The 23405-nt window shown below is 68.9% G+C and carries 23 protein-coding genes and 1 pseudogene; 8 read left to right on the forward strand and 16 right to left on the reverse strand.

Annotated features, from left to right (window positions below):
- Positions 1-37: 37 nt before the first annotated feature.
- From FVQ89_RS03940 to FVQ89_RS03950, 3 genes are all read right to left on the reverse strand, one after another.
- A complete protein-coding gene (locus FVQ89_RS03940; RefSeq protein WP_147900590.1) occupies positions 38-862 on the reverse strand; it encodes a carbohydrate ABC transporter permease in 825 nt (274 codons plus the stop codon).
- Positions 859-1770 carry a carbohydrate ABC transporter permease gene (locus FVQ89_RS03945; protein ID WP_147900591.1) on the reverse strand — a complete coding sequence of 304 codons (912 nt, stop codon included), beginning with the start codon at positions 1768-1770 and terminating at the stop codon, positions 859-861. The genes FVQ89_RS03940 and FVQ89_RS03945 overlap by 4 nt, the downstream gene beginning before the upstream one ends.
- A 76-nt stretch (positions 1771-1846) precedes the next feature.
- Positions 1847-3202 carry an ABC transporter substrate-binding protein gene (locus tag FVQ89_RS03950; protein ID WP_147900592.1) on the reverse strand — a complete coding sequence of 452 codons (1356 nt, stop codon included), beginning with the start codon at positions 3200-3202 and terminating at the stop codon, positions 1847-1849.
- 189 nt (positions 3203-3391) lie between these two features.
- Between FVQ89_RS03950 and FVQ89_RS03955 the strand changes: the two genes are divergently transcribed.
- Positions 3392-4417 (forward strand): LacI family DNA-binding transcriptional regulator, encoded by a 1026-nt coding sequence (locus FVQ89_RS03955; protein WP_147900593.1) that lies wholly within the window; start codon positions 3392-3394, stop codon positions 4415-4417.
- On the opposite strand, the gene FVQ89_RS03960 is transcribed toward FVQ89_RS03955, so the two are convergent.
- Positions 4408-5706, reverse strand: coding sequence for an ABC transporter permease (locus FVQ89_RS03960; RefSeq protein WP_147900594.1), 1299 nt, complete (start codon positions 5704-5706; stop codon positions 4408-4410). The genes FVQ89_RS03955 and FVQ89_RS03960 overlap by 10 nt on opposite strands.
- A complete protein-coding gene (locus FVQ89_RS03965) occupies positions 5703-6404 on the reverse strand; it encodes an ABC transporter ATP-binding protein (RefSeq protein WP_147900595.1) in 702 nt (233 codons plus the stop codon). Before FVQ89_RS03965 ends, FVQ89_RS03960 begins: the two co-directional genes overlap by 4 nt.
- Before the next feature lie 162 nt (positions 6405-6566).
- Between FVQ89_RS03965 and FVQ89_RS03970 the strand changes: the two genes are divergently transcribed.
- From FVQ89_RS03970 to FVQ89_RS04000, 7 genes are all read left to right on the forward strand, one after another.
- Complete coding sequence (locus FVQ89_RS03970; protein ID WP_187264885.1) at positions 6567-7742, forward strand: sensor histidine kinase; 1176 nt, start codon at positions 6567-6569, stop codon at positions 7740-7742.
- On the forward strand, positions 7739-8410 hold the full coding sequence (locus tag FVQ89_RS03975) for a response regulator transcription factor (RefSeq protein ID WP_147900597.1): 672 nt from the start codon (positions 7739-7741) through the stop codon (positions 8408-8410). Before FVQ89_RS03970 ends, FVQ89_RS03975 begins: the two co-directional genes overlap by 4 nt.
- Before the next feature lie 86 nt (positions 8411-8496).
- Positions 8497-10074: an MDR family MFS transporter gene (locus tag FVQ89_RS03980; protein WP_147900598.1), complete on the forward strand. Its 1578-nt coding sequence runs from the start codon at positions 8497-8499 to the stop codon at positions 10072-10074.
- An 89-nt stretch (positions 10075-10163) separates the two neighbouring features.
- The gene (locus tag FVQ89_RS03985; protein ID WP_147900599.1) at positions 10164-10643 is read left to right on the forward strand and encodes a hypothetical protein; all 480 of its coding nucleotides are present in this window, start codon (positions 10164-10166) and stop codon (positions 10641-10643) included.
- Positions 10644-10645: 2 nt separating this feature from the next.
- Positions 10646-11995: a D-alanyl-D-alanine carboxypeptidase family protein gene (locus tag FVQ89_RS03990; RefSeq protein WP_147900600.1), complete on the forward strand. Its 1350-nt coding sequence runs from the start codon at positions 10646-10648 to the stop codon at positions 11993-11995.
- A 112-nt stretch (positions 11996-12107) separates the two neighbouring features.
- Positions 12108-12587: an SRPBCC domain-containing protein gene (locus FVQ89_RS03995; RefSeq protein WP_147900601.1), complete on the forward strand. Its 480-nt coding sequence runs from the start codon at positions 12108-12110 to the stop codon at positions 12585-12587.
- Positions 12584-12901, forward strand: coding sequence for a helix-turn-helix transcriptional regulator (locus tag FVQ89_RS04000; RefSeq protein ID WP_255513412.1), 318 nt, complete (start codon positions 12584-12586; stop codon positions 12899-12901). Before FVQ89_RS03995 ends, FVQ89_RS04000 begins: the two co-directional genes overlap by 4 nt.
- A gap of 36 nt (positions 12902-12937) precedes the next feature.
- On the opposite strand, the gene FVQ89_RS04005 is transcribed toward FVQ89_RS04000, so the two are convergent.
- From FVQ89_RS04005 to FVQ89_RS14370, 11 genes and pseudogenes are all read right to left on the reverse strand, one after another.
- A complete protein-coding gene (locus FVQ89_RS04005) occupies positions 12938-13696 on the reverse strand; it encodes a hypothetical protein (RefSeq protein WP_147900603.1) in 759 nt (252 codons plus the stop codon).
- The gene (locus tag FVQ89_RS04010; RefSeq protein WP_147900604.1) at positions 13693-13914 is read right to left on the reverse strand and encodes a hypothetical protein; all 222 of its coding nucleotides are present in this window, start codon (positions 13912-13914) and stop codon (positions 13693-13695) included. The genes FVQ89_RS04005 and FVQ89_RS04010 overlap by 4 nt, the downstream gene beginning before the upstream one ends.
- Positions 13915-14023: 109 nt before the next feature.
- A complete protein-coding gene (locus FVQ89_RS04015; RefSeq protein ID WP_187264886.1) occupies positions 14024-15055 on the reverse strand; it encodes a zinc-binding dehydrogenase in 1032 nt (343 codons plus the stop codon).
- Positions 15056-15102: 47 nt separating this feature from the next.
- Positions 15103-16503, reverse strand: coding sequence for an amidohydrolase family protein (locus FVQ89_RS04020; RefSeq protein WP_147900606.1), 1401 nt, complete (start codon positions 16501-16503; stop codon positions 15103-15105).
- Between the two features lie 16 nt (positions 16504-16519).
- On the reverse strand, positions 16520-17845 hold the full coding sequence (locus FVQ89_RS04025; protein ID WP_187264887.1) for an amidase: 1326 nt from the start codon (positions 17843-17845) through the stop codon (positions 16520-16522).
- Positions 17842-18867 (reverse strand): ABC transporter permease, encoded by a 1026-nt coding sequence (locus FVQ89_RS04030; RefSeq protein WP_222706033.1) that lies wholly within the window; start codon positions 18865-18867, stop codon positions 17842-17844. Before FVQ89_RS04030 ends, FVQ89_RS04025 begins: the two co-directional genes overlap by 4 nt.
- A 26-nt stretch (positions 18868-18893) precedes the next feature.
- Positions 18894-20444, reverse strand: a complete 1551-nt coding sequence (locus tag FVQ89_RS04035; protein WP_147900609.1) for a sugar ABC transporter ATP-binding protein — start codon at positions 20442-20444, stop codon at positions 18894-18896.
- A 73-nt stretch (positions 20445-20517) separates the two neighbouring features.
- Positions 20518-21675, reverse strand: coding sequence for a sugar ABC transporter substrate-binding protein (locus tag FVQ89_RS04040; protein WP_147900610.1), 1158 nt, complete (start codon positions 21673-21675; stop codon positions 20518-20520).
- A 60-nt stretch (positions 21676-21735) separates the two neighbouring features.
- Positions 21736-22146 carry a carboxymuconolactone decarboxylase family protein gene (locus FVQ89_RS04045; RefSeq protein ID WP_147900611.1) on the reverse strand — a complete coding sequence of 137 codons (411 nt, stop codon included), beginning with the start codon at positions 22144-22146 and terminating at the stop codon, positions 21736-21738.
- Positions 22147-22162: 16 nt separating this feature from the next.
- Positions 22163-23068 (reverse strand): DUF6282 family protein, encoded by a 906-nt coding sequence (locus FVQ89_RS04050; protein ID WP_147900612.1) that lies wholly within the window; start codon positions 23066-23068, stop codon positions 22163-22165.
- Positions 23065-23405 (reverse strand): annotated as a pseudogene (locus FVQ89_RS14370) (hypothetical protein); the annotation flags it as partial. The pseudogene FVQ89_RS14370 and the gene FVQ89_RS04050, both read right to left, overlap by 4 nt.

A 23405-nucleotide genomic window follows, 5' to 3' on the forward strand; every position in this document is an offset into this window, starting at 1 on the left:
GGCGCCATCGGGCGGAGAGGCGGGTCGGCAGGGCCGGTCAGCCCTTCACGGCTCCCTGGAGGAGTGCGCGGATGAACTGCCGCTGGAAGATCAGGAACACGATGATCGCGGGCGTGATGATGATGAGCGCGCCCGCGTTGAGGAGCGGGATGCTCAGCGAGTACTGCCCCTGGAAGAAGGTCAGCGCTCCCGCGACGGTCCGCTGCAGCGGGTCGGCGATGAGCACGACGGGCAGCAGGAACTGGTTCCACGTCCACAGGAACAGCAGGATCGCGAGGGCCGAGAGCGCGGGCATCGCGAGCGGCAGCTGGATGCTGCGGAACTCCTGCCAGACGCTCGCGCCGTCGACCCGGGCCGCCTCGGAGAGCTCCGTGGGCACGTTCACGAAGTGGGCGCGCATCCAGAACACGCTGAACGGCATGTACAGCCCGAGGAGGGGGAACACGACCGCGAGCTGGGTGTTGAGGGTGCCGAGCCCCTGGGCCTGGTAGTAGAGCGGGATGATGAGCGCCTCGAACGGGATCGTGAGACCCAGCACGAAGAAGATCAGGATCCAACGGCTGCCCTTCACCTTCATCGCGCCGAGCGCGTAGCCCGCGAGCGTCGCGATGATGAGGCTCGCCGGGACGACACCGAGCACGATGAGCGAGCTCGACACCATGAGGGTCCACACGTGGCCGGTCTCGAACGCGGTCACGAAGTTGCCCCACTGCGGGTCGGACGGCCACACGAGGCCGGTCGGGTTGACATCGGCGGGCTGCAGGGCGGCCGAGATCATGGAGATGAGCGGCAGCACCGTCGCGATCAGCACGACGATGAGCAGGATGCGGCCGATGACGACCTCGGTGCGGCTGACGATCATCGGGAACTCCTCGAGAGTCGCTGGATGGGCAGGACGACCGCCAGCACGATCACCATGAGCACGATGCCGAACGCGGATGCGAGGCCCACGTCGCTCTGGGTGAATCCGATGCGGAAGATCGAGATGCCGGGCACGAGGGTGGCGCGACCCGGGCCGCCCTGCGTGGAGGTGTAGATGATGTCGAAGCTGCTGAGGGCGGCGATGACCGTGATGGTCACGAGCACCGCGATCTCCTGGCGGAGGCCGGGGAGGGTGATCGTGAAGAACTCGCGCCACCAGCCGGCACCGTCGAGGCGGATCGCCTCGTACAGCGAGGTCTCGATCTTGCCGATGCCGGTGAGCAGCAGCACGGTGCAGAGACCGGTGAGCACCCACGAGCCGATGAGGCCCACGGCAGGCAGCGCGGTGCCGTAGTCGGCGAGCCAGGGGCGGGCGAGGCCGCCGAGCCCCACCCATCCGAGGATCTGGTTGATCGTGCCGGTCTGGGCGTACATCCACGACCAGGCGATACCGGCTGCGGCGAGCGGGATGATCTGCGGCAGGAAGAGCACCGCCTGCGAGATCGTGGAGAACGCTCCGGCGCGCATCGAGCGGATGAGGCTCGCGAGGATCAGCCCGGTGCCGACCGGGATGATCGTGAAGTAGATGATCAGCACGAACGCGTTCCCGATCGACGCGAGCAGCGTCGCGTCGGTGAAGACCTTCGCGTAGTTCTCGAAGCCGACCCAGGTGGCGACTCCGACACCGTTCCAGTCGTAGAAGGAGTACTGGATCCCCATGCCGAACGGCACGACGACGAATCCGATGTAGGCGGCGAGCGCCGGCGCGAGCAGGGCCCAGCCGACGAGGGTGCCCCGTCGGGACGCCGCGCGAGCAGCGCCCCGACGGGGGGCAGTCGATTCCGTCACGCGGACCGTCCCCGATCCTGTCCAGGCTCGTTCACGGTCGCGGTTCGCGCGCCGATCCGACTGCGGTCTCTCATGGTCAGCCGACCTCGCTCTCGTAGAACGCCTGAACGCGCTCGACGAACTCTTCGCCCGTGATCTTGCTCGTCACGAGCAGCTGGGACTCGGGGATGATCGAGCCGGCGTAGATTCCGGCGGTCGTGTTGGCCATGAAGTCGACCTGACCGTTCTCGGCGCCGATCTGGGCCGACATCTCGAGCGCCTTCTCGATGAGCGATCCGGACTCGACCTCGGGCAGGGGCAGCGACGGGTCGCCGCCGGGGGAGGCCCCGGTGACGTCGACGATGATCTGGCGAGCGGTCGGGTCGGTGTGGATCCAGTTCAGGAAGTAGACGATCTCGTCGAGGTGAGCGGACTTCGCCGCCACGGAGAACGAGTTCGCCGCACCCATCGCGACGTGGCCGTCGCCTTCGTTGATCGGCGGCACGAGGAAGAAGGTCACGTCGTCGCCGAGCGCCTTCTGGTAGTCGGCCGCGGCCCAGTTGCCGTTGAAGGTGAACAGACCCTCACCCTCGGAGAACCGGCTCGTGAAGGTGAAGTAGTCGATCGCGTTGATGTCCGACGGGAAGTACCCGGCGTCAGCCCACTTGCGGATGAGCTCCGCGCCCTCGACGTTGCCGGGGGTGTTGTAGGTGGCGCCCGGCTCGTTGAACATCCACGACATGAACTCGTCCTTGTCGGCGTACTGGTTCATCGCCGCCTGCACGACGAAGTTCACGACGCCGTCCTTGTCGCCCGCCATGATCGGCAGCACGCCGGCCGCCTTCGCGGTGGCGAGGTCCTCTTCGAGCTCCGCCATGGTCTGCGGCGGGGCGTCGATGCCGAGCTGGTCGGCGAGCTCCAGGTTCATGAAGATGCCGGTGATGCTGTAGCCGAGGCCGAGCTGGTAGAGCGAACCCGATCCGCGGATGCCGTCCTCGCTCATGCGCAGCGGCGCGAGCTGCGACGCGGGCCATGCGTCCCAGCCGTACGCGTCGTAATACGGGTCGAGGTTGGCGAGCAGGCCGTCCTTCACCGTGTCGCCGATGGTGGGCAGACGGATGAGGTCGGGCGGGGTGGAGCTCGCGAGCAGCTTCGGAGCGTTGGCCGTGAGGTTCTGGAAGGTGTCGCGGTTGATGGTGAACGTGATGTTCGGGTGCTGCTTGGTGAACTCCTCCGCGAGCTTGTCGGTCACGGGGAAGCCGGTCTCGTCGGCGATGACGAGGTTGACCTCTTCGGTCGTCAGCTCAGTGCTGACGTCGGCGTTGGTCGTCTCGGTGGGCGCCGATGTGCCGGGCGCGCACCCGGTGAGGGCGAGGCCGGTGATCGCGGCCGTCGCCACGAGGCCCGTCGCGAGACGGATCCCGCGGCGCCCTCGAGGGGTGTGGATTGCCATGGAGGACTCCTTTGTCTGGTGTTCTGGTGCAGTGCGTTCGCACTCGACGGTGTCTCGGCGGCCTGGAAAGCGCACCCGCGCGTCCCCCGTGCTAAATGGGTTCAGCAGGGCATAGACTGCATCGCGAACGGGCAGTCTGTCAAGCGGCGTGATCACGCCGTTAACATCGGGACCGTCGAAGGAGGCTCAATGGCGAAGCGTGTGACCCTTGCCGATGTCGCGCGCAAGGCGGGTCTGTCGATGAGCGCTGCCTCGATGATCCTCAACGGTCGTCCCGACACCCGGCTCTCGCAGGAGGCGCACGAACGGGTCAACGCTGCGGCAGCCGAGCTGGGGTATCGACCGAACGTCGCCGCGCGCGGGCTCCGCACCGACAAGACCCTCACGATCGGCTTCGTCTCCGACCTCGTCGCGACCACGCGTTTTGCGAGCGGCCTCATCAAGGGGGCTCTCGAAGCAGCGGAGGACGCCCGGCATTTCGTACTCGTCGCCGAAACCGAGGGCGATCCCCGCCGCGAAGAGGAAGCGATCGCCGCGCTGCTGGACCGCCAGGTCGACGGCATCATCTTCGCGACCATGCGCGCCCGGGAGCTCTTCGTTCCGGATCTTCCCGACAGCACGCGCGCCGTGATGCTCAATGCGATCAACGCCCGCCACCGCACGAGTGTGCTTCCGGACGAGTACACGGGAGGTCGCGCGGCCGTCGAGCTGCTGGTCGACGCCGGGCACCGTGACGGCATCGCCCTTCTCGGGCAGAGCGACGAGGCCGAGCGCGAGCTGTTCCGATCCGAGACGGTCGCGCGGCGTGTGGCCGGCATCCGCTCGGCGCTCGACGAGCACGGGCTCTCGTTCGCGCGCGAAGAGTCGATCTGGCTGTGGGAGCCGCAGGAGGGCTACGAGGCGGCGCTGCGGATCCTTCGCGAGGATCCCGGCATCCGCGCGATGGTCTGCATGAACGACCGGCTCGCGTTCGGCGCCTACCAGGCGGCCGCCGAACTCGGGATGTCGGTGCCGGGCGACCTGTCGATCGTCTCGTTCGACAACGACGAGATCGCCGCCTACCTGCGCCCGGGGCTCACGACGGTCGCACTCCCGCACGAGGCGATGGGCCGCCGAGCTGTGGAGCTTCTGCTCCGCGAGCCCGACCACGGGCAGTCGCTCGTCGCGATGCCCGTGGTCGAGAGGGAGTCGATCGCCCCGCCCGCTCACTCGTAGCGGAGCGAGCTCACCGGGTCGGCGCGGGCGGCGCGGGCCGCGGGCAGAGTTCCGGCGAGGAACGCGATCGCCATGACCGCGAGGATGATCACCGCGATCGATGCGGGGTCGAAGGCGATCAGGGTGAGTCCCGGCAGGTCGGCCAGCAGCGAACCCGAGAGGGCCGAGCTGAGAGCCGTTCCGGCGAGCATCGCCAGGACGACGCCGATCGCGCTGCCGAGGAATCCGATGAACGTCGCCTCGAGGCTGAACAGGCCGAAGACCTTCCCGCTTCCGAGGCCCATCGCCTTCATGAGCCCGATCTCGCGGGTGCGCTCCTGCACCGACATCAGCAGGGTGTTGACGATGCCGAACGCGGCGGCGAGGAGGGCGATGATCGCGAAGGCGTTGAGCACGAACACGATCCCGTCGATCACGGCGGTGAACGCGCCGAGCTGGTCCTCCACGGTCGTTCCCGTGTAGCCGGCGTCCTCCAGGTTCTGCTTGAGGTCGGCGATCTCGTCGTCGGTCGCGTCGTCCGCGAATCGAACCGTCGCCTGCGCGTAGCGGTCGGCCTCCTCATCCGTGAGCCCCGTGCTCTGGGCGTCGAAGAGCGCATCGGTGAGGGCGTCGTTCGCGACCGCGCCGGCTCCGGCGGGGGAGGCGAGCGTCTCGTCGGCGACCCCCACGATCGTGGCGTCGATGAGGTGCTGCTCGCGCTCGTTGTCGGTGATCGCGATCGTCACCGTGGCGCCGACGGCATCCTCGGCGGACGAGAACCCGAGTACGTCGACGTACGAGGTGGGGAGCAGCAGCTCCAGGTCGTCGCCGTCGTCGATCATCGATCCGGCCGCGAGCTGCGCCGACTGCCCCTCCATCACTCCGGCGATGCTCACGACGTAAGGGTCGCTGCTCTCCGTCTCGATGTAGTCGGGCGTCACCGAGATGACGGGCGTCACCTCGAGCACGCCATCGATGGTGGCGAGTTCGTCGATGTCGTCGGGGGTCAGCGCCGTGACCGTCGTCGTGGCCGGTCCGACTCCCGACTGCACCGCATCCGGGTCGTACTTCTCCGGCTCGGTCGAGGTCGGATCAGTCGCGGTGTCGGCGTTCTTGGTGACGGTCATGATGTCGGATGCGCCGATGCCCGCGAGCGTGTCGTCGATGTAGGCGTTGATGCCGGTTCCCAGGCCGCTCGTGAGCGTCAGGGTGAACGCCCCCACGAAAATAGCGAGCACCGTGAGAAGCGTGCGCGTCTTCGAGCGGAAGGTGTTCGAGACGGCGGTTCCGATCAGGTCGGTGGTCTTCACGCGGCGGCCCTCCGGGTCTCGTCGACGAGCTCGCCGTCGCGGATCACGAGGCGGCGGTCGCAGCGCGCCGCGAGCGTCTCGTCGTGGGTGACGATCACGAGCGTGATGCCCGTCTCGCGGTTGAGCTGGAACAGGATGTCCTCGACGATCGCGCCGGTCGTGGAGTCGAGATTGCCGGTCGGCTCGTCGGCGAAGATGATCCGGGGCTGGTTGACGAGGGCTCGAGCGATCACGACGCGCTGCTTCTGACCTCCGGAGAGGTCGTTCGCCTTGCTGCGCGCCTTGTCGGCGAGCTCCAGCTGGGCGAGCGCGGCCATGCCCCGCGCGCGGCGCTCGGAGCGCGGCACCCCAGCGATGGTCAGCGGGAGGGTGACGTTGTCGAGCACCGTCGCTTTCGGCGTGAGGAAGAACTGCTGGAACACGAACCCGAAGGTGCGGTTGCGCACCTTGTTGAGCACGCGGCCGCGCAGCCGTCGGGTGTCGGTGCCGCTCAGCTCGACCGTGCCCGAGGTGGGCTCGTCCATGAGGGCGAGAACGTGCATGAGGGTGGACTTGCCGGATCCGCTCTTGCCGACGATGGCGACGGTCTCGCCCTCGAAGATCTCGAACGAGACGCCGCGGAGGGCGTCGAAGCTGTTCTGTCCTCGGCCGTAGCTGCGACGCAGGTCGCGAGCGGCGAGGACGGGAGTGCGGGTCATGATCGCTCCAGTCGATGGATGTGGTTGGTGACCTCCTCATGCTCGATCGGGCGCGTCGCCACGTCGTCCCGCGGCGGGTGTCTCCTCCTACCGCGAGCGCGGTATCCCGCCGTGCCGCGATCGTCGGATGCCGCCGCGGGAGGATCAGAGCAGACTGGGGCGATGAGCACTGAACCGGGCATGCGGCCGATGCCGCGTCTTCCCGCCTGGCTCGGTGACACCGTCTGGATGTCGGCCGTACTGCTGACGATCTTCGTGCCGTTCTCGGTCGCCGAGTACCGACCGGAGACTCCGTTCCAGGTGGCGCTCATCGTGGCGGCAGCGGTCGTGCTGCCGTTCCGGCGGCGCTGGCCCCTCGCCGTGCTCGCGGTGGAACTGGTGCTCTACGGCTTGGGGGCGTGGAGCGGCATGATGTCGCCGGGCATCGTGATCGCGATCCCGGTCGCGGTCTTCTCGGTGGCGTTGACGTCCTCGCGCATCCGTTCCGCGATCATCGCCGGGGTGGCGGTCGTGGCGGTCGTGCTGCTGAGCCTGCTCACGTCGGTCCCGAACGTCTTCGCTCCCCAGGTGGTGCAGTTCGCTCTGACCGTCGGCTTCGGGTTCGCCTTCGGCGACGGGGTGCGGTCGCGCCGCGCCTACATCGCGGCGATCGTCGAGCGCGCGGATCGCGCCGAGCGTACGCGAGACGAGGAGGCCCAGCGGCGGGTCGCCGAAGAGCGCCTGCGGATCGCACGCGACCTGCACGACGCGGTCGCCCACCAGATCACCGTCATCAGTCTGAACGCGGGCGTCGCGAGCTCGGCGCTCGAGACCCGCCCGGAGAAGGCGCGCGAGGCGCTCGGCGCCATCCGCACCGCCGCGCGGACCGTTCTCGGCGAGATCGGCGATCTGCTGGAGTATCTGCGCTCGGACGGCGACGGGGTGCCGGATTCGACTCCGCAGCTGGGTCTCGCACAGCTCGCGGCCCTCGTCGAACGGTTCGAGGAGGCCGGCCTGCACGTCACGACCCGCGTCGAGGGCGACCTCGACGAGGTCACCGGGGCCGCGGATCGCGTGGCGTACCAGGTGGTGCAAGAGGCGCTCACGAATGCGCACAAACACGGAGTCGACGGCGCGGCGCACGTGCACCTGGCTGCGGACGGGGCGCATCTGCGGATCGATGTGACCAACCCGGTGGCGTGGGTCGGGGGCGAGCGCGACGGAGTGCCCTCCACCGGCCACGGGCTCATCGGGATGCGTGAGCGCGTCGCATCCGTCCGCGGAACGGTCAGCGCGGGCGAGTCGCCGCTCGGCTACCGCGTCGCGGTCGAGTTGCCGCTCGGGGAGGAGCACGCATGACCCCGAGGGTGCTCGTCGTCGACGATCAGCCGCTCATCCGCCAGGCGGTGAGCGACATCCTCGCGACCGACGACGCCATCGAGGTGGTCGGCACGGCATCCGACGGGCTGGAGGCCGTCTCGCAGACGGCGACGCTTCGCCCCGATGTCGTGCTGATGGACATCCGCATGCCCGAGCTCGACGGCATCCAGGCGACCGAACGGATTCTGCAGGATGCCAACCCGTCGACCCGCGTGCTGATCCTCACGACCTTCGAGGAAGACGAGTACCTCGTCGCCGCGCTGCGGGCCGGGGCGAGCGGCTTCATCGGGAAGGGCGCCGAGCCCGACGAGATCGTGCGGGCGGTGCACGCCGTGCACGATGGCGACGCCCTTCTGTCGCCGACGGCGACCCGCGCCCTCATCCGCAAGTACGTGCTGCCCTCAGCGGCCGCATCATCGGCCCTGGAGGTGCCGAAGGAACTCGAGCTGCTCACCGAGCGAGAGCGCGAGATCCTCGTGCTCGTGGGCCGGGGCCGCTCCAATCAGGAGATCGCGCAGGAGCTGTACATCTCGCCGAGCACCGCGAAGACACACGTGAACCGGGTGATGACGAAACTGCAGGCGCACGATCGCGCCCAGCTGGTGATCGTCGCGTACGAGAGCGGGCTGGTCGCTCCCGGCGCCTGAGAGCGCCGCGAATACCGCGGATGCGGTAGGCCGATTTGCCGCGGATGCCGGACGCGCGCGTCGCACGCGCGGACGAATCTGGTGACATGACAACTTCGATGACGTCCGGACCCGACGCGCACGAGGCGGAGGCTCCGACGCGCACCCGCATCGCGCCCGTGTTCGCCGGGCTCCTCGTGGCGATGCTGCTCGCGTCGCTCGACCAGACGATCTTCTCCACCGCCCTCCCGACGATCGTCGGCGAGCTCAACGGAGTCGAGCACATGCTGTGGGTCACGACCGCGTACCTCGTCGCGGCGACGATCATGATGCCCATCTACGGCAAGCTCGGCGATCTGCTGGGGCGCAAGTCGATCTTCGCCATCGCGCTCGCGGTGTTCGTCGTCGGATCCGTCGTCGGCGGCCTCGCTCAGGACATGACGTGGCTCATCATCGCGCGGGCCATTCAGGGCATCGGTGGCGGAGGGTTGATGATCCTCGCGCAGGCGATCATCGCCGACGTCGTGCCGGTACGTGACCGCCCCAAGTACATGGGTGTCATGGGCGCCGTCTTCGGTGTCTCGAGCGTCGCGGGGCCGCTGCTCGGCGGCTGGTTCACCGAGGGCATCGGATGGCGTTGGGCCTTCTGGATCAACGTGCCGCTCGGCATCGCCGCCATCGTGATGGCGCTCATCTTCCTGCGCCTGCCCAAGCACAAGGTCGCCGTGAAGCTCGACATCGCCGGCATCGTGACGATGGCGGTCGCGGTGACCTCGATCATCCTCGTGACGTCGTGGGGTGGCACCGAGTACGAGTGGGGCTCGCCGACGATCATCGGGCTCATCGTGCTCGCCGTCGTCGCATCCGCGCTGTTCGTGCTGGCGGAGCACCGTGCGGCCGAGCCGATCATCCCCCTCGCGATGTTCCGGAGCCGCAACTTCGTGCTCGCGACCGCCGCGGGCCTCTTCATCGGGGTCGCGATGTTCGGGTCGCTCGGCTATCTGCCCACCTATCTGCAGATGGTGACCGGGGTGAACGCGACCGTGTCGGGGCTCATGCTGATCCCGATGGTGGTGGGGCTCATGCTGACCTCCATCGTCACGGGTCAGCTGGCAGCCCGCACGGGACGCTACAAGTGGATGCCGCTCGCGAGCATGGTGATCACCGGCGTCGCGCTCTGGCTGCTGTCGACCATGACGGTCGAGACGTCGATCCCGGTGCTGCTGACGTACACGTTCGTGCTCGGCGCGGGGATCGGCACGGGCATGCAGATCCTCGTGCTGATCGTGCAGAACTCGTTCCCGAACCGGCAGGTGGGTGTGGCGACGGCGTCGAACAACTTCTTCCGCGAGATCGGGGCGTCGGTCGGCGGCGCGGTCGTCGGGGCGCTGTTCTCGTCGCGGCTGGCGGACCTTCTGGCGGAGCGCCTGCCCGCGAGCGACGGGGCCTCGACCTCGATCGATTCGCTCACGCCGAGCATCGTCAACGACCTGCCCGACGCGATCCACGACGTCATCGTGGGTGCCTACAACGACGCGCTGACTCCCGTGTTCCTCGTGCTGCTGCCGATGATCGCGGCCGGATTCGTGCTGCTGGCCTTCATCAAGGAGGTTCCGCTGCGAGCGACCCTCGACGACCCGGAGGTCGAGGCGGAGGCGGTCGAGGCCGCGCCCGCCGCGAGGTAGGGCGCGGCAGGGGCCTTCACGCACGGGGTCGCGCGGCGCGGCCGGGGGTGCGAAGATGAGCGCACCCCAGCTCGCGAACGAGGAGTCCCATGGTCGCTCTCCCGGGTCGACCGGCCCTCGTCGGGTCGGCGCAGCGCTCGGCCCGGGCGCGTCTCCGTGGTCGGTGGGCGCTCGCTGCACTGGCCGCACTCACCGCGGCGATCCTCGCCGGATGCGCGACGACTGCCCCGGCCGCCCCGGCCGCTCAGCCGACCGACTCGGATGGCGATCAGTGGGTCGTGGTGACGTTCGGCGGGCGCGACGAGCAGTTCGATCTGGCGCTCATGGACTCCCTCCTCGAGACGGAGTTGGCGGCCGACGAGGCGCTGACCGCGCCGGGGATCGGCGGGATCGACGGCAACGAGGTCGGCGACGGCGTCTACGACCTGTACTTCGTCGGCGACGACGCGGGTGAGATGTGGGATGCGTTGGAGCCCGTGTTCGCCGCGGCGCCCGTCCCCTGGACGACGGTCGAGCTGCGGAGTTCGCTCGACGATCCCGCCCCGCGGGTTCTGACGCGGGAGGGGTGAACATGGCCGATGACCTGCCGGAAGAGTCCGACGGCGTTGCGCAGATGACCGAGCTGATGCGGGAGGATCGCGTCGCGGCACCGACGCCCGAGGTCGATCCGGCGGCACGCCGCCGTCGTCGCCGCCGGGGGTGGATGGTCACGGCGATCGTGGCCGCCGTCGCGTTCACCACCTTGGGTGGTTACATCGGATGGGCGCTCGCGGCGCCCCTCGCCCGGCCCGCGGCCGAGGTGGATGCGCCGCAGCCGGCACCCGGGGAGGCGGCGCAGATCCGGCTCCCCACGGACGGGGCATCCGCGATCGAGATCTCCGGCGGCGAGGCGTATTTCCAGTCTGGTGTGTCCGAGCTCTCACTGTCCGCCGGCGGTAGCGGGGCGCGGCCCATGGCGAGCATCAGCAAGGTCATCACCGCGATGGTCGTGCTGGAGGCCAGGCCGCTCGCATCCGCCGACGACGACGGCCCGACCATCACCTTCACCGCCGCCGATCACGCCCTCTACGACAAGTACTACGTGCTCAACGCGACGATCTCGACCATGCCGACGGGCAGCACCATGTCGGAGCACGATGCCCTGGAGATGATGCTCATCGCCTCCGCCAGCAACTACGCCGAGGCGGTCTCCACGTGGGCATACGGCTCGCAGGGGGCGTTCGTGCAGGCTGCGCAGGCGTGGCTCGCCGAACACGGGCTCACCCACACCACGATCGTCGAGCCGACCGGCATCGATGCGAGAAACGTCAGTACCCCGAGCGACCTGATCGCCCTCGGCAAGCTGGCGATGGCGGATCCGGTGATCGCGCAGATCGTCGGGATGCCGGAGGTCGAGTCGCCGGATCACCACGCGTCCAACACGAACCGATTGCTCGGAGTCGACGGTGTGCAGGGGGTCAAGACCGGCACCCTTCACGGTGCCGGAGCGAACCTGCTCTACTCGGCCCGCCTCGCGGTCGGCGCGAGCGCGCCGCTCGAGATCACCGGTGTGCTGCTCGGGGCGAACAACCAGCAGTCGGTCGACACTCAGGTGACGTTGCTGCTCGACAGCATCCACGATGGCTTCCACCAGGTGAGTCTCGGGAAAGCGGGCGACGTATTCGGCACCTACTCGACCGCCTGGGGCGATGAGGCGCGAATCACGCTTCTCGCCGACGCCGCAGCTCTCACGTGGTCGGACACCTCCATCGAGGTCTCGGTCGAGATGTGGGATGTGAATACAGTGCGCGAGGGCGATGTGGTGGGCATGGTCACCTGGACCGCGGGCCCCGAGATGGTGAGCGGCGAGCTCGTGGTGGACGCCGACATCCACCAACCCGACGTGTGGTGGCGGATCACCCACCCCGGCGAGCTCGGCTGAACGGCCCGCTTTCTGCAACCGAAGGGTTGCTATAAGGCCGCCCGCGTGCCATCCTGGCGGAACATTCAGTGCAACCGCAGAGTTGCACAATTTCCGACAGAGGAGCAGGATCATGAGCATGACCATCAACCCGGCAGCCGAGGCCGATGAGACCGCGCTGAGCGTGCGGCGCACCATCCGCATCGCCGCCCCGATCGAGAAGGTCTGGAGCGCCGTCACCGAGCCCGAGCACATCTCCCAGTGGTTCGGCATCGCCGCGCTCGACGGCACGGGGCCGGGGGCCTCGGGGACGATGACCTTCGAGGGCTACGGGGCCGTACCCATCCGAGTCGAGGCGATCGACGCCCCGCACTCGGTCACCTACCGCTGGTCCAACGACGACGCATCAGGTTCGCTGCCCGAGAGCGTGAACGACGAGACCTCGACGGTGTTCACCTTCACCCTCGCCGAGGTCGAGGGGGGAACCGAGCTCACCGTCGTCGAGACGGGCTTCGAGAACACGAGCGACGCGCTCGCGAACCTGCGCGCCCACCGCACCGGATGGACCGACGAGCTCGACAAGCTGGTGGCCCTGCTGGATGGTCGCCTGTGACAGACGCGACGCTCGTTGCCGTGTTCGCTGCGCTCGGGGACGACACCCGGTGGAGCATCCTGGCGGCGCTCGGCGAGGGCGAGGCATCGGCCTCCGCGCTCGCCGAGCGCCTGCCGGTGACGCGTCAGGCGATCGCCAAGCATCTCGCCGTACTGCGGGAGGTGGGTCTCGTGGAGCCGGTTCCCGCTGGGCGCGAGCTGCGCTACCGCGTAGTCGGCGCCGAGCTGACCGCGACCGCCCGCCGTCTCGACGCCGTCGGGGCCGAGTGGGATCGCCGCCTGTCCGCGATCAAGCGGATCGCCGAGGGGCTGTAGCCCCCGCCGCGGAAGGCATCCGGAGGGGGCTACGGCTCATTCTGCCGCCAGCGCCCGGCACACCTCGCCCCGCGGGCGAGCGAGGTTGAGCACGCACTTCCAGGCCGCGCTCGTCGCGGTGACGGTGATGCCCACGTCGGTCTGCACGCCCTTCGCCTCGAAGGAGGCCGCGATCGTGCCGGCGCTCGCGGCCTGGCGCATCCGCACCACGGTCTCGCCGTTCGCGACGACCGTGATCTCGGCGACGTCGTCGGAACCCTGAGCCGGAATCGTGACGGACCCGGTGAGCGTCTGCGTGGGTGCGCCACCGTCGGCACCCGGCACGGTCGTGGCGGTGACGTTCACTGCGGGCGGGGCGGGAGGCGCCGTCAACGCGACCCCCGCCGCCACCGCGGCCGCGAGGAACGCAGGCACGAGCAGGAACGACGCGAACGCGAGCGCGGTACGACGCCATCCCACGTAGTCGGCGTGCCAGCGCTTGAGGTCGTGAATGTCGCCGGGCCGCACCTTCCTCGGCCACCTCACCTGTGTGACGAGCGCGACCAGGATCGCGCCACCCGCCATCGTCACCGCGGCGATCGCCCACCCGCGGCTCAGTGAGTTGGCGAGCACCGACGAGACGGCGACCAAACCGCCTGCCGCAAGCACGATGCCGACGAGTGCAGTGCGCCCGACGAGCTTCTCCGATGTCGCGTTCAGCAGCTCGATCTGCGTGGCGGGGGTGAACGTCTTGCCGTACTCGGCCCAGTCGAGGTCGTCCTGGGTGGGCTCCTCGCCGTAGCCGACGTCGCTCATTCGCGCGACCACTTCCCGCTGAAGGTGAGCGGATGCGCCCCGTCCTCCTTCGTGCCCGCGCCAGGGCACTCGACCACTACGCGGAAGTCGTTCGCACCACCGACCATGAACGCGGCGGTTCGTTGAATGACGGCGCCGCGCACGAGCGGCGTGAGCTTCTCGCGGTTGTCGTGGATGCGGCACGCGAACGTGCTGGGGGTCAGCTTCAGTTCGGGCATGCCGCCAGAACTACCACCGGTGCCCGCACGAGGGCAACGGTCGTCCGCATCCCAGCGGTAGGGTTCCCGGTGACGCCACGCCACCACACGGGCGTCACCGGGAAGTCTCTCAGTCGATGTCGAGGATGATCTTCCCGTAGGCGGTTCGCGCCACGAGCTCCTCCTGTGCCTCGGCTGCGCGCTCCAGCGGGTAGCGCGAGTTGATACGCGGATGCAGCACGCCGCGCCCGACGAGGTCGAGCACCGTGCGCATCTCGTCGCGAGTCTGGGTGTGCGAGGAGATGTACGAGATCTGCCGCCGGAAGAACTCGATGATGTCGAACGGCACCACCTCTCCCGCGTGAGCGCCGATCGACACGAGCCGGCCATAGGGGCGCAGCATGAACATCGAGTCGACGAACGCCTGACCTCCGACCACGTCGAAGACCAGCTCCACGCCCCGCCCACCGGTGATCTCGTCGACGGCGGCGCGCACATCCGTCGTCGTGTAGTTGATGACGTGGTCGGCCCCGTCGGCCTTCGCGAGCTCGAGCTTGTCGTCGCGGCTCGCGGTACCGATGACCGTGGCGCCCGCCGCCTTGCAGATCTGCAGCGCCGCCGACGCGACGCCGGATCCGATCGAGTGGATGAGCACGGTCTCGCCGAGGCGCAGTTCGGCTCGCGTCATGAGCGCGTGCCACGCCGTGCCGAAGGCGCTGAGCGCAGCCGCCGCCTCCGCGAAGTCGACGTTGTCGGGGAGAGTCAGGCAGTGGTCGGCGGGGGTGAGGATCTTCTGCGCGTAGGTTCCCGGAACGTGCTCCCCGAGGAGCTTGCGGTTCACGCAGATGTTCTCCATGCCGCGCAGGCACCACTCGCAACGACCGCAGGTGCGGATGTACGAGACGGCCACGCGCTCGCCGATGCGGGAGGGATCGACGCCGTCACCGACGACGGAGATCACGCCTGCACCCTCGAGGCCGAGCGTGTGCGGCATCTGGAAGTCGAACCGTGACACCCCGTCGCGCACGTCGATGTCGACGTGGTTGAGCGCCGTCGCCTTGAGGTCGACGACCACCTCGCCGAATCCGGGGGTGGGATCCGGAAGCTCCTCGATGTGCAGAACCTCGGGTCCGCCGAACTCGCGGAACACCATTGCCTTCATGCGTACTATCTCTCGTTCGTATCGGTGCGGGGATTGCGGGGTGCGGCTCAGAGCTCGGGGGTTCCGCCGGGGATGAACTGGCCGATTCCCTCGGGGCCCACCCATTCGCCCTCGTGCACCATCACGTGCCCGCGGAGCACGGTTGTGACGGGGAAGCCGTGCACCTCCCAGCCCTCCCAGTTGCTGTAGTCGCAGTCGGAATGCAGGTTGTCTTCGGTCCAGGTGTGCCGGCGGTCGGGGTCGAAGACGACCAAGTCGGCATCGGCACCCGGTCGGATGACGCCCTTGCGCCCGTAGATCCCGAAGAGGCGGGCGGGGGCGGCAGCCGTGAGCTCCACGAAGCGGCTGACCGACAGGTCGCGCTTCGTGACGCCCTCCGACCAGAAGTACGCCATGCGGGTCTCGATCGAGTTGGTGCCGCCCGCGAGGTTGTCGATCGTGGCGCCGGTGAGCTTCTTGCCGAGCTTGACCGTGTAGTCGTCGCTCGCGAGCGTGTCGAGGCGGCCGTCGGCGAGCGCCGCCCACAGCTCCTCCCGGTGCTCGATCGGCCGGTTCGGCGGGTAGTTCATGTAGCGCTGCCCCTCGGGGAGCAGGTAGTCGGCCGGGTCGAAGCGCAGGTTGGAGTGCAGCGCCTCGGCTGCGACCGGGATGCCGGCGGCGCGGCCCTCGGCGATCGCCTCGACCGACTCCGCCGCGGAGACGTGCACGATGTAGAGCGGCGATCCGGTGCGGCGCGAGAGGTGCAGCATCCGGCGCACCGCGGCCTCCTCGGCGAGCGTGGGCCGGGCCTCGTGGATGTGCGAGAAGTGGGTCTTCCCCTCCGAGGTGAGCTTGCGCACGTGGTAGTCGATGATGCACTCGTCTTCGCAATGCACCATCGTGATGCCGCCGTGCTTCTCGGTCTCGAGCATGGCCGAGTAGATGCGGCCGTCGTCGCTCATGAGGCCGCCGACGGTCTCGGTGCCCTGGAACGTCGTGAAGAACTTGAACGAGACGACGCCGCCGTTGATCACCTCGCGCATCTGCTCCGCGGTGCGCAGCGGCCAGTCGCCGCTGACGATGGCATGGAGCGCGTAGTCGGCGTGCGGCCGCTGGCTGCGGGTGGACTCGAGCTTGCTGCCCACGGATTCGACGAGGTCGTCGTCGCCCATCGCGAGCGAGAAGTCGATGTACGTGGTCGTGCCGCCCCAGAGCCCCGCACGGGATCCCGCGGTGGGCGCCTGCGCCACCATGACCTCCGAGACGGCGAGATCGAAGTGCACGTGCGGGTCGACACCGCCGGGCACCACGTACTTGCCGCCCGCGTCGATGACCTTCTTCGCTCCGACGGCGTCGAACTGGCCGTGCATTCCGAGCGCGACGATCTTCTCGTCGAGCACGGCGACGTCCAGCGGCAGCACGTCGTGCTCCGACGCCACCCGTCCGTTGGTGATGATCAGGTCGTACACGGGTTCTTCTCCTTGTTCAGGGGTATCGCTCGGGCGTGCGGAGGTGCCAGTCGGTGTCTCGTTGGTAGCGGTCGGCCACTTGGAACAGCGTCGACTCGTGCCCGCGCGCGCCGGTGAGCGCCATGCCGACGGGAAGCCCGGAGGCGGGATGGAATCCGACAGGCAGGTTGAGAGTCGGGCCGTCGTGCAGGGCCCACGGGTAGGTGATGCGGCCGAGGGCGGCCGTCTGCGCGCGCGAGTCGAGGCCGTCGATCGGGGGAACGTCGCTCGCGACGGTCGGGGTCACGATGAGGTCGAGGTCGGCGAGCAGCCCGGCGAGGCGCCGACGGTACGCCGCGCGCCAGGCGAGGGATCGTGCCAGCTGGGCGCCGGTGATCTCGAGACCCGCCGTCAGGCGCCCCCGCACGTCGGCGGAGTACTCGTCGCCGCGCTCGCGGAGGCGCTCCTCGTGGTGCCCGGCGCCCTCCGCCGGAACGATCGTCGACCAGTGCTGGAATGCATCCGCCTGGGTGAAGTCGGCGACCGGGACGAGCACGGCGCCCACCGAGCGCAGCCAAGTGAGGAAGCCGTCGACGCGCTCGGCGACGCCTGCGTCGAGGTCGTCGAAGAAGAAGGTCTCGGGGACCCCGACCCGCAGCCCGGCGACCTCCTGGCCGAGGCGCGCATCCGCCGGCTCGAAGGGCTCGGGGGTCGAGTTCGGATCAAGCGGGTCGTACCCGGCGATCACGGCGGCGAGGCGCGCGGTGGCGGCGGCGGACCGTCCCATCGCTCCCACGGTGTCCTGGGTGAGGGCGGTGGGGAAGACGCCCGTGTTCGAAACGGACCCGAAGGTCGGCCGCAGCCCGAGCACGCCATTGATCGACGCGGGCAGACGCACCGACGCACCCGTGTCAGTGCCGAGCGTGAGGTCGCAGTATCCGGCGATGAGGGCCGCGCCGGACCCGCCGCTCGATCCCCCGGGGATCCGGTCGGTGTTCCAAGGGTTGCGGCACCCGCCGTAGGCGGTGTTCTGGGTGGTGCCGCCCCACGCGAACTCGGCCAGATTCGTCTTCGCGACGATGATCGCCCCCGCCTCCCGGAGGCGCCGGACGACGGGTGCGTCCTCGGCCGGAACGTTGTCGTCGAGCATCGCCGAGCCGGCCGTCGTGCGCAGCCCGGCGGTGTCGATGTTGTCCTTCACGCCTACGAGCACGCCGTGCAGGGGGCCGCGGTGATCGGCACGGGTGAGCGCCTCCGCGTCGCGGCGGGAGGCGTCATTCCAGGTGATCACCGCACGCAGCAGCTCATCCCGCTCGAGGTAGCGCTCGTGCGCGGTGTCCCAGTGCTCGACGAGGTCGGTCACGATCGGATCCGGTTGCGGGCGCGCTCGCGCCACAGCTTGAAGGTCTGGGAGAACGCAACTGCCACGATCAAGGCGCCACCATAGAACAGGTTCTGCACGAACGTCTGACCGCCGAGCAACTGGAGACCGGTGATGCCGGTCACGAGGAAGTACGCCGCGATGAGGGTGCCCCACGGGTTGAAGCGGCCGGGCTTCACCGTGGTCGAGCCGAGGAATGCGGCGGCGAACGCCGGCAGCAGCAGGTCGAGTCCGGTCGACGGGCCCGCCGATCCGGACGTTCCGACGACGAGCACTCCGCCGAACGCGGCGATGAGCGACGAGGTCGCGAGCGCGCCCCAGCGCACGCGCCCGACGCGGATTCCGGCGAGGCGGGCCACGTCGCGGTTGCGCCCGACGATCAGCATCCGCTGGCCGATCGGGGTGAACTCGAAGACGTACCAGATCACGAGCGCGAGAAGCAGACCGTAGAAGAACTCGATCGGGATGCCCAACAGTCGCGTGCGGATGACGGCGTCGATGAGCGCCTGGTCGACACCGGTGATGGTGCGCGCTTCGCTGACCCACAGGGTCACACCGGTGATGACGGTGCTCATGCCGAGCGTGACGATCAGGCTCTCGATGCCGAGGAGCACGATGAGCGCCCCGTTGATCAGCCCGATCACGAGCCCGACGATCAGCGCGACCAGGATCGCGAGGCCGATCGGCAGGCCCATGCTGGCGTTGAGGATCGCGACCGTCATGGCCGAGATGCCGACGACGGCGCCGACGGAGAGGTCGAAGTCGCCCGTCGTGAGCGGCACGATGAGGGCGAGGGTCAGCACGACGAGCACCGTCTGCGAGGCGAACATCGAGGCGACGTTCGACCAGGTGAGGAACGCGGCGGGCTGCAGGATGCTGAAGATGACCGCGACGACCAGCCACGCGAGCGGCAGCGCGCCGGCCTCCAGGCGCCGGGCGCGCTGGGAACGGCGGATGACGTCGCGTGCGGTGGACTCTGCGGTCGAGGGTGCGGTGTTGGTCACGGTGACTCCTGGGGTGTTGGCGCGTGTCACGTGCGGCTGGTGGGGGAGGCGTCGGTCCGGCCATGGCAACGATCGGCGATCGCGGCCTTGGTGAGAGCGGAACCGGAGAGGAATCCGGTGAGGCGACCGCGCACGATGATCCCGACGCGATCGCACAGCTCGGCGAGCTGCTCGTAGTCGGAGCTCGCGCAGATCGCCGCGGTCGTCGCGGCGTTCGATCGGATGAGCCGGTGGATCTGATCGCGGGCTCCGATGTCGACGCCCTGGGTCGGCTCGTGCACCAGCAGCAGCCGCGGCGCGGTCTGCTGCCACTTCGCCATCATGGCTTTCTGCTGGTTGCCGCCCGAGAACGATCCGTAGTCGAGGTCGGGGCGCATCGGACGGACGTCGTACGAGGTCATCAGTCCGTGCGCGTTACGGCGCAGCTCGCCACGGCGCAGGATCCCCCCGCGGAAGTGGGAGTCGAGCACCGTCATGTTGATGTTGTCGGCGGCGCTCAGCGTCGGGATGCTGCCGTGGTTCTTGCGGTCGGCGGGTACGAGCGCGAATCCGTCGCGCACGGCGGCGTGTGTGGTGTGCCGGGCGAGGTCGATGGGTGCATGGCCGGGGATCTCGATGCGTCCCTCCGCGGGGCTCGCGCCGAAGAGCGCGTAGACGACGTCGTCGTATCCCGAGCCGACGAGTCCGGCGAATCCGAGCACCTCGCCTTCGCGCAGGTCGAACGAGACATCCGCGAGAGCGGTCGTGGAGAGACCGGTGACCCGAAGCGCGATCTCGTCGTCGGAGAGCGGGGCGGCCTCCTCGACCTGGAGGTGGGGAGTGAGCTCGTGGCCGATGATCATTCGCACCAGCTCGGCCTTGTCAACATCGCTCGTCGTGACGGAGCCGGCGACGCGTCCGTCGCGCAGCACGGTGACGCGGTCGGTGATGTCGAGGACCTCGTCGAGGTCGTGCGAGACGAACAGCACGCTCGCGCCGTCGGCGACGATGGAGCGCACGAATCCGAAGAGGATCTCGACCTCGTTCTGGGGGAGGAAGACGGTGGGCTCGTCGAGCACGAGCAGTGTCGCCTCGGACCCGCCGTCGCGGCGGAGGTTCTCGATGGCGCGGACGATAGCGAGCATCGCGCGGTCGACAGGACGCACCGAGTCGATCGGCGCCGACGGGTCGAGGATGACGCCGTGGCTCTCGAGGATCGCGCTCGCGCGGCGCTGAGCCGCGCGCGGTGAGACGAAGAGCGACCGCGACCCGGCGGTCTCGTTGAGGAACAGGTTCTCAGCGACGCTGAGGCTCGGGATGAGGCCGAGGTCTTGGTGGACGAACTCGAACCCGAGCTCGCGGAAGCCGCCGGGCCGCAGCGGCAGCGGCACATCCTGGCCGCGCACGACGAGCGCGCCCGCGTCGGGCTCGTGGAATCCGGAGAGCACCTTGATGAGGGTGGACTTGCCGGATCCGTTCTCACCGAGCAGGCCGTGCACCTCATTCGGGCCGATCGCGATCGACACGTCATCGAGCGCTGACGCGCCGCCGAACGACTTCGAAACGCCGCGCACGTCGACGAGTGCTGTCGAGTTCACGTTCGCTCCTCTCACAGTTGGGGGTGGGCCGGCCGCCCGGTGCGGATCCGGGCGGCCGGCGTGCGGTCAGGGCTCAGAGGCCCCAGAGTGCGCGGTAGCCGTCGACGTACGCGCTTCCGTAGCCGACACCCGGAGCGGCGGGGTCGCCAGCTTCGGTGATGTTCGTGTCGTCCCAGATGCGGATCGGCGTGCGGGTCTCAACCGTGGGCTCGCCGAGCATGATCCGGAAGGCCTGGTCCATCGTCGCGTAGCCGATGGCGGCGGTGTCCTCACCGACGTTCATCGCGACGACGTCGCCGTCACGGATGAAGTCGAGGGCGAACGGCGAGCCGTTGTATCCGGCGACCTTCACCTGACCGGCGCGACCGAGCGTCTCGATCGCCGGAACGGCGCCCGCGACCATCGCGTCGTACAGCACGTAGACGTAGTCGATCGTCGGGTCCTTGGTGAGGGCCGACTGGATCTCGGACTGCGTCTTGGTGCCCCAGTCGGCGACCGGGATGTTGATCTCGGTCGTCGAGCAGTCGGGGCACTCCGCCTCGAACTCGGCGTTCATCGCGTCGACCGTTCCCGCGCTCGGGAGCACGTCCGAGCCGCCGACGAGCAGCACGTTGGCCTCGCCGTTCGAGTCGGCGATGATCCAGTCCGCGGCCGCCTTGCCTGCCGTGTAGAACGGCGCCGTGACGAGGCCGGTGACACCGCCGTTGCAGCCCTCGCAGTCGGGCGTGGCAACGGTGGAGTCGTCGTGGAAGTGTCCGACGACGACCGGGATGCCGGCCTCCTCGGCCGCTTGCAGCTGCGGCTGCAGGGCGCGGGGGTCCGGCGAGCCCGACAGGATGATGATGTCCGCGTCATCAGCGATGGCACGGTCGATGCCCTGAACCCACTGGCTCACCTGAGCCTGGTTCTCGTAGACGGTGAGATCCATTCCGGTCTCCTCGCCCACCTCGACGATCGCATCGGTGATCGCCTGGATGAACGGCACCGGGGCCGACGGGATCACGAACACCTTCTTGCCCTTGAGGGACGAGATGTCGATCGGGTCGCCGGGAGCTGTGAACTCGGGGAGGGCCTTGCCCTGCTCGACCGCATCGAGGACGGCCTGCGACACGTTGCTGGTATCGGTGTCGGTGCTGTCATCGCTCGGTGCGCCGTCGACGGTACAGCCGGCGAGGAGGATCGCCGCGGTCGCGACGACTCCCAGAGCCGGGAGGAACTTTCGTGACTTCATGTGGTGCTCTACCTCTCGTGGTGTGCGGCGCGAGTCCCGTGGCACGGGTCGCGGTGGTGGTCAGGCGCCGTCGGTCTGATCGGCGGGGCGCAGGTGGGCGAACTCGTCGGTGGCGAGCACCTCGTCGAGCAGCGGGAGCGCCATCATCGGCACGTGGAAGCCGCCGACCAGCCCGACGAGCTCGAGCGACGCCACGATCTCTTCGATGGTCGCGCCGTGGCGGAGGGCCTCGCCGATGTGGAACTTGCAGCCGTAGGTGAAGTACACGGCGGCGTCGGCCGACAGCATGATGAGCTCCTTGACCTTGCGATCGAGGGTCTCGTTGTGGTGCACGGCCCACATGTAGGAGGTGTGGAACTGCTCGAGCAGCGGTGCGTCGAACTTTCCGGCGATGGCGAGGTTCGGGTGCACGACGCCGCGATCTTCGGCGATCCGGTCGAGCAGAGCCTTGCGCTCTTCGGGAGTGGTCATCTTCGTTCTTTCCTTGTCAGGCGGGGATGGGGGTGCGGAACGCGTGGGCGGTGAGGTGGGCCGGGTTCACGCGCACCATGAGCTCGATCTCGGTGCGGGTGATCCCGGCGAGCACGAGGCGCTTCGCGAGGTCGGCGAGCATGACGCTCGACGGCGGGCACCAGTCGAAGAAGTAGTCGGTGGTCATGACGCAGCGCTCCGCGCCGACCATGCGGATGATGCGGGCGAGGCCCTCGGGAGTGATCCGCCCGATCTGCGGGTAGGTGCCCAGGGCGCAGATCTCGATGAATCCGCCGAGGTGCGCGACCTCCTGGATCACCTCGTCGTCCGCGCCGATGGAGTGGCTGTCGGGGTGCGAGAAGACGAACCGGTCGGCGAGACGTCGGCTGCGTGCCAATGCGAGCACTTCCCGCGGGGAGACGTGCCCGCTGTAGACCATGAGATCGTGCGCGTCGACGACGTCGAGGCAGGCCGTCACTTCCGGGGTCAGTCGGTCGTACTCGTCGGCGATTGTGACGCCGTCGATGCCGTGCGCGTCGAACGCGTCGATGGTCGTCTCGAAGGTGTGCGAGATGCCCCCGCGCTCGATGTCGTTGTGTGCGCCGACGGTGGGCAGGTATACGACCCCGGCGCCCTGCTTGGCGGCCAGCTCGACCACTTCCGGGCGCATGCCGCCCGAGATGGGGTTGAGGGTGACGCTCGAGATCACCCGGATGCCGGGCACGAGCTGTTCGAGCAGCATGGCCCGCCCCATGGTGGGCCAGCTGTGCGACTTGAGCACGACTCCCGCCATCCCGGCATCGCGACACAGTGCGATGTCGTCGACGTCGGACGCGGGTGTGCGCAGGTCGGGCGAGATCTCCGGGTAGCCGTGCCGGTGAAGATCGATCGCGCCCTGGAGCACGTCACGGATGTCGGTCACGCGCCTGCTCCCGAGAGGATGCCCTCTTCGAACGCGGTGATGCGTCCGAGGCCGACGAGCGCGTTGAGGTCGTCGAGCGACTGCATGCGCGGGGTCCAGGCGGCGGTGTCGCCGGTGCGACGGAGGTCGGCGAAGAAGTCGACGAACGCCTGCGAGGCGACGCGCAGCGCCGAGGTGGGGTAGAGCACGATCTCGATGCCGAGCTCCGCGAATCGCTCGAGCGACATCGGCGGGGTCTTGCCCGACTCGGACATGTTGATGAGACGCATGCCCGGCACCTCGGCGGCGATCCGCTCGACCTCCTCCGCGCTCTCGGGAGCGTCGATGAAGATCACGT

The organism is Homoserinibacter sp. GY 40078 (genome assembly GCF_008017545.1).
GTDB lineage: Bacteria > Actinomycetota > Actinomycetes > Actinomycetales > Microbacteriaceae > Homoserinibacter.

Excerpts from the sequence above, each read along its gene's own strand:
- FVQ89_RS03985 (WP_147900599.1), top strand. The coding sequence starts at position 10,164 with ATGGTCGCTCTCCCGGGTCGACCGGCCCTCGTCGGGTCGGCGCAGCGC.
- FVQ89_RS03970 (WP_187264885.1), top strand. The coding sequence starts at position 6,567 with ATGAGCACTGAACCGGGCATGCGGCCGATGCCGCGTCTTCCCGCCTGG.
- FVQ89_RS03965 (WP_147900595.1), bottom strand. The coding sequence starts at position 6,404 with ATGACCCGCACTCCCGTCCTCGCCGCTCGCGACCTGCGTCGCAGCTAC.
- FVQ89_RS03980 (WP_147900598.1), top strand. The coding sequence starts at position 8,497 with ATGACAACTTCGATGACGTCCGGACCCGACGCGCACGAGGCGGAGGCT.
- FVQ89_RS03995 (WP_147900601.1), top strand. The coding sequence starts at position 12,108 with ATGAGCATGACCATCAACCCGGCAGCCGAGGCCGATGAGACCGCGCTG.
- FVQ89_RS04015 (WP_187264886.1), bottom strand. The coding sequence starts at position 15,055 with ATGAAGGCAATGGTGTTCCGCGAGTTCGGCGGACCCGAGGTTCTGCAC.
- FVQ89_RS04045 (WP_147900611.1), bottom strand. The coding sequence starts at position 22,146 with ATGACCACTCCCGAAGAGCGCAAGGCTCTGCTCGACCGGATCGCCGAA.
- FVQ89_RS03975 (WP_147900597.1), top strand. The coding sequence starts at position 7,739 with ATGACCCCGAGGGTGCTCGTCGTCGACGATCAGCCGCTCATCCGCCAG.
- FVQ89_RS03950 (WP_147900592.1), bottom strand. The coding sequence starts at position 3,202 with ATGGCAATCCACACCCCTCGAGGGCGCCGCGGGATCCGTCTCGCGACG.
- FVQ89_RS03940 (WP_147900590.1), bottom strand. The coding sequence starts at position 862 with ATGATCGTCAGCCGCACCGAGGTCGTCATCGGCCGCATCCTGCTCATC.
- FVQ89_RS03955 (WP_147900593.1), top strand. The coding sequence starts at position 3,392 with ATGGCGAAGCGTGTGACCCTTGCCGATGTCGCGCGCAAGGCGGGTCTG.
- FVQ89_RS04005 (WP_147900603.1), bottom strand. The coding sequence starts at position 13,696 with ATGAGCGACGTCGGCTACGGCGAGGAGCCCACCCAGGACGACCTCGAC.
- FVQ89_RS04040 (WP_147900610.1), bottom strand. The coding sequence starts at position 21,675 with ATGAAGTCACGAAAGTTCCTCCCGGCTCTGGGAGTCGTCGCGACCGCG.
- FVQ89_RS03990 (WP_147900600.1), top strand. The coding sequence starts at position 10,646 with ATGGCCGATGACCTGCCGGAAGAGTCCGACGGCGTTGCGCAGATGACC.
- FVQ89_RS04010 (WP_147900604.1), bottom strand. The coding sequence starts at position 13,914 with ATGCCCGAACTGAAGCTGACCCCCAGCACGTTCGCGTGCCGCATCCAC.